The following is an 11,840-nucleotide window of genomic DNA, read 5'->3' as shown; positions in this document are numbered from 1 at the left end:
CAGCGCTGACTCAATTGTTGAATCAGCAGTTGAGTCTGCTCCCTAGTTATCCACCCTCTCTATGTCAGGATAGTTGTCACCCTCTGAATTTAAATCAAGAGAGCGGTCACGCTAAAATCAAGAAAAACATCAAATTATTTAATGTAATCAAATAGTTAAGAGCTATTGCGAGAATCGGCAAGTATAATGCAAATATTATTACAAATATATAGGTTTGCCGTGCTTAAATATTGAGCAAAATTCAGGTAGCAAAAGTTGATATTGAGTGACTGTTGTTTCCTTTTGTAAATACACATTAATGTTTACGTTATGTGCGTTTTTGTGTATAATTAAATAATTGAAACATTAGAGGGGATTGTAGTGAAAACCAGCGAATTTAGACGCTGGCTGAAATCGCAAGGTGTTGAATTTAAGGAAGGCTCAAAACACACGAAGCTAACCTACAAAGGCAAACACAGTACCTTACCAAGGCACGCTAGAGAGCTACCAGAAGGCACTAGAAAAGCGATTTTAAAGCAGCTAGGTTTGTAAGAAATGCCCCTAATGGGGCTTTCATGAACACAGCCGCTACAATCCAAACAGGAGAGAATTTGTTATGAAATATCCATTTGTGCTAACGCCTGACGCTCCAGGCTTTACGGTGACGTTTCCTGACTTACCAGAGGCCATAACATACGGGGAAACCAAAGAAGAAGCTATTGACTTAGCTTACGATTGTCTAGTTACGGCGCTAGATTTTTATTTTGATGATATGCGTGCCGTGCCGGAACCATCTAAAGTGAAGGATGAACAGTATGCTGTTATGCTTCCAGCAAGCGTGACAGTTAAAGTCAAGCTATTAAACGAAATGACAAAGCAGCGCATCAAACAAGCAGACTTGGCACGATTAATGAATTTATCACCAACGCAAGTAAACCGTATGGTTAATTTGCATCGGGCTACAAAAGTAGATACTCTGGATCGAGCTTTTAAAGCTTTAGGTAAGACCCTAGAATTTGAAGTAATTTAAAGTCCATGACTTTAATGGGTAGTTCCGGGTGTGAGTTTGTTGCGTTGTAGCACCTTCAAACTCACTACTTAAATATACTTATCAATATCAACTGTAGCCCATCCAGGCCTTTTCCATCCATCATCGGATGATTTGTTTTCTTCAGTTGGAGGTGTTTTGTTGATGGTCGTTTTCTTCTCAGGAACAGAACGATCCGGAACACGTAACGGTGCCGATTGCTCAGCTGAAGAACTTACTTTCAAGAGTTTATATAAATTAATGAGGAAAGAAGAATGCTAAAGACTATATGCAGGATAGACCCCCTATGTCACACTAGTTGTCCGATCATTTAATTTTTACTTTTAACCCATTTAGGGTGGCGGATAGGAGCTGAAAAACGTAGCTTATATCCAGCGTGGCTGGATACTTGGCAATCGGCGTTTGAGTCAATGGGTTTCGCTAGCCTATCGTTCAGTCAAGAGCTCCAGCAACATGGTGCCCTAATCACAGGCTGACTAGCCCGCCAGGGGTAGCCATTTTTGCGTTTTATTTTTTTGCGTCAAGGGTATAATGACTATTTTGCAAATTTACCTTTCTTGACTGAGGTCAGCAAACTCGTCAATCTCTCTCTTCTTTAAAGCGTAGCTCAAATGCATTTCTCTTTAGCTCCAGTGGTGATGGTTTTATTAGTTTCCGTGTTAGCCGTCATTGTCTGCAGGAAGCTTCGAATCCCATCCATGCTGGGCTATTTATTAGTGGGTTTTATTGCGGGTCCTGGCTTATTACAATTAATTCCTGAGTCACCATCAACGGATTACCTAGGCGAAATAGGTATCGTATTTCTAACCTTTAGTATTGGTTTAGAGTTTTCCCTCGGCAAGTTAAAATCCATGCGCACCCTGTTAATCGGTTTAGGCGGGATGCAGGTCGTTTTTACGATATTATTGGTCATGGGTGTTCTGATGCTCATTGGAATACCGGCGCTCTGGTCCTTTTCTGTGGCTGGGGCTTTGGTGATGTCCTCAACCGCCATTGTCAGCCGTTTATTGTCTGAACGGAGTGAGTTGAACCAAACGCATGGCAATATGGCTATGGGAGTACTGCTGATGCAAGATATTGCTGTGGTACCTTTAATGATTTTATTACCCGCCTTAGCCGGTCCGAATGATCATTTATGGCTTGATTTGCTGTTGGCCTTTATCAATATGGCGCTGACCTTAAGTCTTTTACTGGTCGTGGGGCATAAGTTGATGGCGCCTTGGTTCCGCTTGGTCGCCAAAAGTGGTTCCTCAGAGCTCTTTATGATCAATGTGTTATTGGTGACCTTAGGTATCGCTTATTTAACCGAGATGGCGGGTTTGTCCTTAGCTTTGGGGGCCTTTGTCGCCGGCATGTTGATTGCAGAAACCGATTATCGTTTTCAGGTAGAGGCCGATATTCGACCGTTCCGTGATATTTTATTGGGCTTTTTCTTCATTACTGTCGGGATGAAGTTGAATATTGCGGTGCTATTACAGAGTTGGCAGCTGGTTTTATTATTACTGAGCATGTTGATTCTGTTAAAAGCGCTGGTGGTCTTTGCGATTAGTCGTTGCATGCGACATAAGCCGATGGACAGCTTGCGTACTGCGTTGTACTTAGCTCAAGGCAGTGAGTTTGGTTTTGTTTTATTGGCGGTGTCAGGTCATTTTCACCTGTTATCACCTGAGTTGGAGCAGTCTACCATTGCAGCCATTCTTATCTCAATGATCGTTGCGCCCCTATTAATTAATAGTAGTGACACCATTGTGCGCTTTTTCTTTCGAAGTGCTTGGGATCAGGAGTCGGTTAATTTGCATGCACTGATGGTCGAAACCATGGCGCTTGACGGGCATAGCTTGATTATCGGTTTTGGTGCACGCGGGCAAAGTATCAGCCGTATTCTGACCGAAGAAAATAAAAGCTATCATGCCTTGGATCTGGATGTGGAGCGGGTTATGAACGCGCGCTTGGCGGGTGAGTCGGTGTCATTTGGTGATGCTAAGCGCACCGAGGTGCTGTTAGCTGCTGGTTTAGAGCGTGCCAAAATGGTGATTATCACCTTGAGTAATATGCATGAAAGTGAGCAAATTTTAAACACGATTATGTTACTGGATCCCACCAAATCAGTGGTGGTGAGGGTCACGGATGATGATTATATTAATGTCTTTGCGCACATGGGTGCTGATGATGTGGTGTCCGATAGCAAAGAAAGTAGCTTAGCCCTTGCCGCTGAAGCAATGCTTGCGCTTGGTATGAACTACCGCCAGGTGCATCATATTGTGAGTAAGGTACGTCGAGATCACTACCAGGTGCTGGCAGGCGTTTTTAAAGGGCATGATGATGCCATTGATTTAGAGGGTGAATCGTCACAGATTGTACGTTATGCCTTTATCTTGCCACCTCAGTCAAAAGCTGTCGGCATGACGGTCGCTGAGCTCCCACTAGATAAAGAAAAAGTGAGTTTAATCTCAATTCGTAGACATGCCTTCCAAATTCGTAATCCGATTAATGAGTTTGTGCTGGAGGCTGATGACACCTTAGTCTTGGTTGGTGCCAAGGGGTGGGTCAACGCCTTTGAAAGTTGGGCGCTGATGGGTGACTAGCACGTAAATTCTATCTATCTAAGATAAGCCCTGATAGACTCTGATAGCAGCCATCGCAGCGCTATCAGTACTAACACTGAGCTAAGTGCGCTCTCTACGCTTGCTGTTGGGTAGTTGAGGCATACTATCCTAAGATTGCCATCACTATCGATGGTAAGCTTTTAAACTTTGATTAATCCTTTTGGCTAAGCTATTTACACTATGTCCACCACAGCTCGTCCCCTTGTTGGTATTGCCCTTGTTATTTTGTCGACCTGGGCTTTGTCCTCGCTAGATGCTGGGGGCAAGTGGTTGATGCAATATGGGTTGCCTTTGGTGGTGCTGAGCTGGGTGCGTTATTTAATACATGCTGTCTTGGTTTTGATGTTTACTTTGCCGAGCCGTGGTTTAAGTATTTTTAAATCTAAGCGCTTAGGCTTTCAGATCATACGGGGCACGGCGGTGCTTACTGCAACCATGACCTTCTTTTCGGCTCTGCGCTATTTACCGCAGGCTGAAGCCACTGCGATTAATTTTTTGGCACCGCTATTGGTCTTATGCTTGGCACCCTTTGTGTTAAAGGAGCCACCGCGCCTTTATCGCTGGGTCGCAGCGCTTTGTGGCTTTATCGGGGTGATGGTGATTGTACGCCCTGGGTCAGGGCTACATCCCTTAGGGGTGATGTTCGGTTTGATGACGGCCGGGATTTTTTCTTTGCAGTTTATTGTGACACGTCAATTAGCAGAAGATGACTCCATGACCACGTTGCTGTGGACTGGCCTCATCGGAACCGCCATCAGTAGCGTCTTAGTACTGTTTTATGTGGATGAGTTAGTAAGCATTATCGGGGCATATCATTATCTGGACTGGTTGGTGCTGCTATCAACTGGGATCTTTGGTACCTTGGGCCATTGGATACAGATTAAGGCCTATCAACATGCACCCGCCTCCTTATTAGCGCCTTTTGTGTATTTACAAATCGTTGGGGCAGCCACCATTGCTTGGTTAATCTGGCGCCAGTTTCCAGATGCGATGAGCTGGTTGGGGATTCTGATCGTCTGCGCCAGCGGTGTCAGTGCCTCCCTTATCGAGTGGCGTCATAATCAAGCCACCAAGCGATTAGTACAGCAGGCCTTGGCAGAGCAGTAGTTTCTAAGTTCACTACAACGAGACTAAAAGATTTCGTAAATATCTGGCCGCCTCAGCAATTTCACCGCTACAAAGGCCAATGGGACCGACTTGATTAAGTACCAGCAAATCAGCGGCTGCCCCGTGCAGCCAGACACCGCCAGCGACCGCTTCATCTGGTGCCAAGCCTTGTGCTAGCAGACTGATAATCATACCGCTTAAGACATCGCCGCTACCGGCCGTTGCCAGTCCAGGATTACCACTTTGGTTGATGAGCAAATCCTCGTCGGGGGCGGCAATAAGGCTTTGATGACCTTTTAAAACGACGCGGCAAAAGTACTTCTCTGAAAGTTCGAGCGCGGCTTCTTGGCGGTCGGCCATCACTTCCTCGGTGCTGCAGTCTAAAAGACGAGCGGCTTCGGCCGGGTGAGGTGTTATTACCGCCGGCAGCAAGCGGGCAGTCAGGTAGTCCGCTAGTTCGGGGTGTTGACTTAGCAAATTCAAGGCATCCGCATCAAGCAGTAGGGGCGTATCAGCTGTCTGCTGTAAGAGGGTACTGAGGATGTTGTATGCCGCTTCCGATTGGCCCATGCCGCATCCCACCGCCCAATGACTGATATCATTTCGCTGTAGAAGGCGTTCGGCACTGCTTAGCATTAATTCTGGTCGTTCTGGGATATAGGGTAGGGGTGCATGGTCTTGACAAAAGCCTAACCATAGCTTGCCACAACCGTTAATCAGTGCGGCAGTACCAGCCAGCACAATGGCACCGCTCATGCCCTGACAACCGCCGATAATGCCCACAGTGCCAAAGCTACCCTTATGGCTTTCTAGGGCACGCTCTTGCAATAGCCCGGGGAAGTTTTGGTGACAATGCGCTAACCACTCCTCAATTAAATTATCACTGAGCTCAAAGCTTGCCATTATCCCACCTCCTAATCTGTAAACTTAAAGGGCACGAATACCCGGACCTTCCAAACGACTGCGACCGCCACTCATCGGAATCACTTGAATTTGCGTTGCGATTCTTTCTTTGAGTGCGGCCACATGAGAAATAATACCAATGGTTTTGCCACCGCGCTGCAAATTTGCCAATGAACTTAGGGCAATATCCAAGCTGTCTTCGTCTAAGGTACCAAAACCCTCATCTAAAAACAGGGATTCTAGCTGCATTTTGCCGCCCACCATCTGTGATAAACCCAGTGCCAAGGCTAAACTGACGATAAAGCTTTCGCCACCAGAGAGGTTTTTGATGGAGCGTAGCTCACCTCCTTGATAGTGATCGGCCACATAAAGCTCCAACTTGCTGCCGGGTTCTGGGTCAAGGCACAGTGAGTAACGGTCACTCATCTGCGCTAATTGCTGATTCGCATAATGCAGCACAAATTCAAAGGTTAAACTCTGGGCAAAATTGCGGTATTTCTTACCATCGGCAGAACCAATAAGCTCATGTAACAGGCGCCAGCGCTGCGTGATGACTTCTTGCGCTTCAATCTGTGCCTTTTGTTCAGCAAGGCGCTCCACAGCGTTAAAATGACTCCTTAGTTTTTCATTATCACGCCCTCGCATCGAGTTGAGCTCGGCCTTTTGTGCTTCTACTTGCTCCCACTCTGCCTTACAGAGCGCTAGCTCTTTAGGCGCATCTGGCTGCTGGGCCGCCAATTCAGCTAGCTTTGCTGTGGTCTGCTTTAGTTGCTCTGTCAGTAGGTAGTTGCGATCATTAATACGGCGTTGTTCTTGCTCAAGGATTAAGCGCTCAGTCTCCTCCAAGCAAGCGTCTATAAAGGCTTTTTCATCCACAAAGGCTGAGTTATTGAGTTTGGTTTTAAAGCGATCATTTGCTGCCTCCAGTTCGGCGCTGAGTGTGTGCACTGCGTGCTGTAAATCCTGTAGCCGTTGATTCAGTTGGCTAAAGTGAATTGCCGCATCATCCTTGGCTGTCCTGCTTAGGGATAATTGTTGTTCGAGTTGCGATAGCTTTTGCTTTAACTGCGCTTCTGCAGCGTCAGGATCATCATCGGCAAAGAGCGCATAGCGAGATTGTTTGCTGGCGTCCAGTGTGAGTTGAATGCCTTTGAGATTCTCCTCCGAACTCGCGATGCTTGTCTGATGGTTTGTTAGCTGTGACTGTAGACTGCTCATACTGACCTTTAGTTGAGTCAACTCAATGCGTTGTTCCTGAGCCCAGTGTTGCATCTTTTCCCTATCGCTTAGCTCGGTATGGAGTTGCTTGAGTTGCTGTTGCTGCTGCGCTTTCTGTGAGCTGAGTGCCTGCTCACTGAGCCCTAGCGTGTCAGCTGTAGCATTGATGTCAGTCAAATGGAGCCAGCTTTGTTTGGCACCGTTTAAATCGCTGAGTGAGGACGCTTTCGCGCTGAGATGGTCCAAATGCGCTTGTTGAGCTGTTAAGCCATCGCTTAAACGCTGCTCTAGTGCCCGAATGTCAGCTGCTTGTTGAGTGATTTGCTGCTGCTGATGATTGACCGCCTCTTGCGCCGCTTTATACGCTTGCTTAGCTTGTGTTAGTTGCTGCTGCGTGTGCGCAGGATTGGCGCTGTCGTGCTCGGCCCATGGATGCTCTAAGGCGCCACATAAGGGGCAGGGCGTACCGTCCACTAAGTCCTGACGATGTTGCTCCAGACTTTGTTGTACCAGGGCAAGCTTATGCTCGGCCTCGGCTTGGGCTAGCTGCGCCTCCGTTACCTGTAGTTGCTGTTGATGTTGGGTGGCGACCGTTTGCAAACTGAGCAAGGACTCGTTAAGCGCCTCTAAGCTTTGTCTTGTGCGATGGCTTTCTGCACTTTGATGATGGTAGTTTTTAAATAGCTCACTGAGTGTCTCTAAAATACGTAGTTCCTGTGTTAACTGCTCACTGCGATTTTTTAAATTAAGAATTTCCCTTTGATGACTTAAGCGGTCTAGCAGTTCGTCGCTGTCTGCGCTTAAGGGATCCTGTGCTAGGGCGTATCCTTTTGCTTCAAAGTCTTGATAGGCACGACGAATCGATTGTTGGAGGTTTTGATAGCTTTCTTGCTCAAGTTGAAGTTGCTTCTCGGTGCCTTTGAGATGCGCCTGCTTTTGTTGCAAATTGCGTTCTTCATTTTGTAGCAGTAAGCGCTGTTGCTTAATTTCGGCGTCCAAGGTACGGACGGCTTTAAAGTGCTCTGTTTGTTGTTCTAGTAGCTCAGCTTGTTGTGTGTGTAGCGCTTGCGCTCTTTGATATGCTTCTTGTGTCTGATTGCGTTTAGTGGTCGCCTCACTCAGTTTTGGCGCTAATTGCTGCAGACTATCTTGATTGTTTTTTAATGTCGTACGTAAACCAGTTAATACCGTATAGTCTTTAATCAAGGCCAAGCTTTTATTGGCTAGTGCCAGCATCGCAGCTTTAGGGGCAAAGCTTGCAGCTTCGGCGCGATTCTCCCTGAGTGAGCGTTGTAATTCCTCCTCAGTTTGTTTGGTCTTGGCACTTTCTTCCCACCATTGGATTAACTCGCGCAAGGCTTGTTGCTGCTGATTGAGCTGCTGGAGCTTATGGTTAAGTTGTTGCAAGGAGGCTTGTAAGGCACTGACTTCATCCTCTGACAGCGGTGTAATACCCTCTAGGCCTGCGCTTAATAAGGCAAGCTTTTTTTCCTCTTGAGTTTTAATTTCATGCACTTTGATGGAAATATCACTGTAAATACGGGTGCCAGTGATTTGCTCCAAAATAGGCGAACGCTCTTCCTCTTTGGCATTTAAAAAATCCGCAAAACGCCCCTGCGCCAAGAGCATGGTGCGGGTAAATCGCTCAAAGTCCAAACCGGTAATATCGGCGGTTAATTGATTAATTTCTGCCATGCGGCTGGAAAGTAGCTTGCCGCTATCAACATCAAAAAGCTCACGCTGGATTTGCTGTAAATTACCATCGACTCGATTGCGTGCCCGTCGCTGGCTCCAAGCGGCGCTATAGGTTCGCTGGCCAATTTGAAATTTAAGCTCGGCAAAGCACTCGGCGTGCTGGCGCGACATAATTTCATTGTGTGATTTACTAAAGCTGTCTAGCCTCGGCGTACGACCATAAAGCGCCAGACAAATGGCATCTAGCAGGGTAGTTTTGCCAGCACCCGTGGGTCCGGCAATGGCAAAGATACCGTTTTGTTCATACGCTGCATGACTAAAATCAATTAACCACTCACCCTCTAAGGAGTTAAGATTTTTAAAACGTAATTCTAATAACTTCATGGCTACTCTTGATCGTGGTGTAAGCGGTGTAGGGTTTCTTGATAAGTCATTAATAACTCTGGGCGCTGATTGTCGGGGATGTTTTGTCGATCCAATAAGCGCTTAAAGACGTCGTCTACGCTTAATTCCTCCAAGCTCTCTAATGTATCGGTAGCCTGTAAATGGACCGCTTGTCGTTGCTGATTGTTAAGCTTTAAAATTTCAATTTGGGAGTCTTTGATTTGCTCTGTCAGTACGGCTCGCAAATTACTCTGCAACTCATCGCTTTGGTAGCTCACTTCCAACCAAATGGATTCATTTTGCCGTTTTAATTCTTCAATTGCCGACTGTAGGCTTTTTAAATCACCGCGAATTCTGTGTAGGCGCTGAAAGGTAGGGACCTCCACTTCAGTAACCATGGCTTGGTGTTCCTGATTAAAATCCACCACCAAAACCTGTTTACTGCGCTCACATTCATCAAAACACATGGGCAAGGGGCTGCCGCTATAGCGTATATGATTTAGGCCGCCCACCTTTTGGGGCTGATGGATATGTCCTAAGGCCACATAATTAAAATCAGGGCTAAATAAATCGCTTTTTAACTGACCTAAGGTACCCACATATAAATCACGTACCCCATCTCCCTCGGAGGTAAGACCGCCAGTCATAAATAAATGACCAGTGGCTACCATGGGCACCTGATGCTTATCCGCTAGCTTTTTGGCGTGGCGGGCGACCTCCTCATAATGTTGATGATAAGCTGCCACCACTTGCTGATCCTTATCGCTTAGGCTGGCTAGGGATTCATAACGACGTATGTCCCTATCACTTAAAAAGGGTACCGCAGCCAGCACTAAGCCCACCTCACCTTGATGATTATCGAGCAACAGCACCTCATCTCGAATATCGTCACAGGCCTGACCGACGACATGCACATTGAGATTCTTAAGAATGGCGCCTGGCGCATTTAAAAAACTCGCTGAATCATGATTGCCACCAATCACCACAATATGGCGGCAACAGCTGTTAGCGGCAGCGGCAGCTAAGAAGTTGTAATATTGATCCTGCGCAGTAACACTGGGCGTGGTGGTATCGAAAATATCACCGGCGATGATCAGGACCTCGATCTGCTGTTGCTCAATGCATTGCAGCATCCAGTTAAGTAGTTGTGAAAACTCTGCATAGCGTCTTTTGCCTAGCAATGAGCGACCTAGATGCCAATCTGATGTATGTAAAATGCGCATAGTTTAACTGCTGATGCTTGGTGAGTGCGATTAAAGCATTTATATTAGAGCATTAACTTTAAAATGCAAGTAAAAGGGCTATGATTAGCCATCATCAGTAATATGAAGCGAGGAAGAACATGAATCAATCCATGGCGGAGCAGACCGCTAAAAACGCCGAATTAGCAACTAAATTACAGGCATTGCACCAACAGCCTAGTTTGATGATAGCGAGTTTGAATGCAGATGGTTCGCCACTTATCAGCTATGCGCCTTTTTATGAGAGAGATGGCGTGTTTTATGTTTTTGTCAGTCTGTTGGCTGAGCACACGCCGAATTTACTGGAGCGACCTCAAGCGTCGGTTATGTTGTTGCGAGACGAGGCGACTACGACGAATCATTTTGTGCGTGAGCGGGTGCGTTATGAGGTGGTGTGTCGTCCAGTTGCCCGCGAGGAAGCAGTGTATGAATCCATATTGCAGGGATTAGAGCAAAAGCAGGGGAGGATTGTCGCTTTACTTAAATCATTGGCAGATTTTTATTTAATTGCCTTAGAGCCCACCGTGGGCAATTTAGTGGTGGGTGCGGGCGCAGCTTATCGTTTTAAAGCAGGGGAGTCGGCGTTTGAGCAGGTGCGTGGCCGATAATCGGATAAAATAGCTGCAAAGGAGATGTGTTATGAAGAAAGTATTATTTATCGCACTTGGTATCACAGCGCTGAGCGCTTGCGTACAGGCCCCGATTTATCCGCCGATGACGGAGTCGGAGATGGTGGCCGCCACTTGCCGTGACTTGTGGAAGGATTCCGAACGACTTAATCGTGAAATTAATAATATACGCTATAAGTATCAAGCTGATGTGCCGACGGGGCGTGATGCGGAGGTGTTAGAAGCGGCACAGACGCGTTTAAATCAAGTGCGTGAATTAAGTGTACAAAAGATGTGCACTTTTGGTTAGACCTAAATACGATAGGACTTTTATGATCAGTAAATTTAACTTGATGGCTTTGTTGGTGGCGACCATGGCCTTATCTGCTTGCGCTAGTTCTGAGGAGGAGCGTGCAGCAAGTGATAACTGCGCTGTTTCTAATCATCGCATTATTCAGAGTAATGCGCAGGTTGGTCCCGGTCCTGGAAATTTTTTAAATCGTTATCGCCAGGATAGCGTGGCAGACCGCGAACGAGAGCGTGCTCGCCGCCTAAAATGCGGTCAGTATTAAGCTATTTGGTGCCGGCAAGTACTTGCTCAACCCCTTTGTTAGCAAGGGCGTCGGCCCGTTCATTACCCATATCACCGCTGTGCCCTTTAACCCAATGCCATTGTATTTGATGGCGTTCACACTGCGCCAGGAGCTGCAACCATAGATCCTTGTTTTGTACAGGTTTGTTATTAGCCGTTTTCCAGCCTCTTTTGATCCAAGCCGGCAGCCATTCATTTAGTCCTTTTTTTACGTATTGCGAGTCAACATAAAGTTCAAGCGACCAAGGTTGTTTGAAGAACTCCAAGGCTTTAATCACCGCCATCATCTCCATGCGATTGTTGGTCGTCTGCAATTCACCTCCGAATAACTCCATTTCTCTACCAGCGTGTGCGGGGTCTTTGTACTTCATATAGATGCCCCAACCGCCAGGGCCGGGATTGCCTTTGCAGGCGCCATCGGTCCAGATTTGCACAATGGCTTGTTTTGACATAATGACC

12 protein-coding genes are annotated in these 11,840 nt (G+C 46.7%); 7 read left to right on the top strand and 5 right to left on the bottom strand.

Going from position 1 to position 11,840, the window contains the following annotated elements:
* Nucleotides 1-360: 360 nt before the first annotated feature.
* Nucleotides 361-531: a type II toxin-antitoxin system HicA family toxin gene (locus tag HMPREF3179_RS11945; RefSeq protein ID WP_081941467.1), complete on the top strand. Its 171-nt coding sequence runs from the start codon at nt 361-363 to the stop codon at nt 529-531.
* Between the two features lie 64 nt (nt 532-595).
* On the top strand, nt 596-1,009 hold the full coding sequence (locus HMPREF3179_RS04460) for a type II toxin-antitoxin system HicB family antitoxin (protein WP_036557413.1): 414 nt from the start codon (nt 596-598) through the stop codon (nt 1,007-1,009).
* 68 nt (nt 1,010-1,077) lie between these two features.
* Here the strand turns inward: HMPREF3179_RS04460 and HMPREF3179_RS12245 are convergent, their stop codons facing one another.
* Nucleotides 1,078-1,251, bottom strand: coding sequence for a hypothetical protein (locus HMPREF3179_RS12245; protein ID WP_168160356.1), 174 nt, complete (start codon nt 1,249-1,251; stop codon nt 1,078-1,080).
* Between the two features lie 387 nt (nt 1,252-1,638).
* Between HMPREF3179_RS12245 and HMPREF3179_RS04455 the strand changes: the two genes are divergently transcribed.
* Nucleotides 1,639-3,612, top strand: a complete 1,974-nt coding sequence (locus HMPREF3179_RS04455) for a monovalent cation:proton antiporter family protein (protein WP_070469847.1) — start codon at nt 1,639-1,641, stop codon at nt 3,610-3,612.
* 201 nt (nt 3,613-3,813) lie between these two features.
* Nucleotides 3,814-4,740, top strand: coding sequence for a DMT family transporter (locus tag HMPREF3179_RS04450; RefSeq protein WP_070469846.1), 927 nt, complete (start codon nt 3,814-3,816; stop codon nt 4,738-4,740).
* Nucleotides 4,741-4,752: 12 nt separating this feature from the next.
* Here HMPREF3179_RS04450 and HMPREF3179_RS04445 read toward each other — a convergent pair whose 3' ends face one another.
* Genes HMPREF3179_RS04445 through HMPREF3179_RS04435 form a run of 3 tightly spaced genes read right to left on the bottom strand, consistent with a single transcriptional unit; the run spans nt 4,753 to nt 10,163 of the window.
* Entirely contained in the window at nt 4,753-5,643 is an 891-nt protein-coding gene (locus HMPREF3179_RS04445; protein ID WP_018026856.1) for an NAD(P)H-hydrate dehydratase, read from the bottom strand.
* Nucleotides 5,644-5,667: 24 nt separating this feature from the next.
* Nucleotides 5,668-8,940, bottom strand: a complete 3,273-nt coding sequence (locus HMPREF3179_RS04440) for an AAA family ATPase (protein WP_070469845.1) — start codon at nt 8,938-8,940, stop codon at nt 5,668-5,670.
* A gap of 2 nt (nt 8,941-8,942) precedes the next feature.
* Nucleotides 8,943-10,163 (bottom strand): exonuclease SbcCD subunit D C-terminal domain-containing protein, encoded by a 1,221-nt coding sequence (locus HMPREF3179_RS04435; protein ID WP_048766692.1) that lies wholly within the window; start codon nt 10,161-10,163, stop codon nt 8,943-8,945.
* Between the two features lie 119 nt (nt 10,164-10,282).
* Here HMPREF3179_RS04435 and HMPREF3179_RS04430 point away from each other — a divergent pair, with 119 nt between their 5' ends.
* The 3 genes from HMPREF3179_RS04430 to HMPREF3179_RS04420 are packed head-to-tail and all read left to right on the top strand — an operon-like array spanning nt 10,283 to nt 11,361.
* A complete protein-coding gene (locus HMPREF3179_RS04430; protein WP_018026853.1) occupies nt 10,283-10,789 on the top strand; it encodes a HugZ family pyridoxamine 5'-phosphate oxidase in 507 nt (168 codons plus the stop codon).
* A 31-nt stretch (nt 10,790-10,820) separates the two neighbouring features.
* On the top strand, nt 10,821-11,099 hold the full coding sequence (locus tag HMPREF3179_RS04425; protein ID WP_018026852.1) for a hypothetical protein: 279 nt from the start codon (nt 10,821-10,823) through the stop codon (nt 11,097-11,099).
* Between the two features lie 22 nt (nt 11,100-11,121).
* The gene (locus HMPREF3179_RS04420; RefSeq protein ID WP_070469844.1) at nt 11,122-11,361 is read left to right on the top strand and encodes a hypothetical protein; all 240 of its coding nucleotides are present in this window, start codon (nt 11,122-11,124) and stop codon (nt 11,359-11,361) included.
* 1 nt (nt 11,362) lies between these two features.
* Here HMPREF3179_RS04420 and rnhA read toward each other — a convergent pair whose 3' ends face one another.
* Nucleotides 11,363-11,833: a ribonuclease HI gene (gene rnhA, locus HMPREF3179_RS04415; protein WP_018026850.1), complete on the bottom strand. Its 471-nt coding sequence runs from the start codon at nt 11,831-11,833 to the stop codon at nt 11,363-11,365.
* Nucleotides 11,834-11,840 lie beyond the last annotated feature (7 nt).

It is taken from the genome of Oligella sp. HMSC09E12 (genome assembly GCF_001808505.1).
Lineage (GTDB): Bacteria > Pseudomonadota > Gammaproteobacteria > Burkholderiales > Burkholderiaceae_B > Oligella > Oligella urethralis.
The sequence above is the reverse complement of the archived record's forward strand: the minus strand, read 5'-3'. Positions and strand labels throughout refer to the sequence as shown.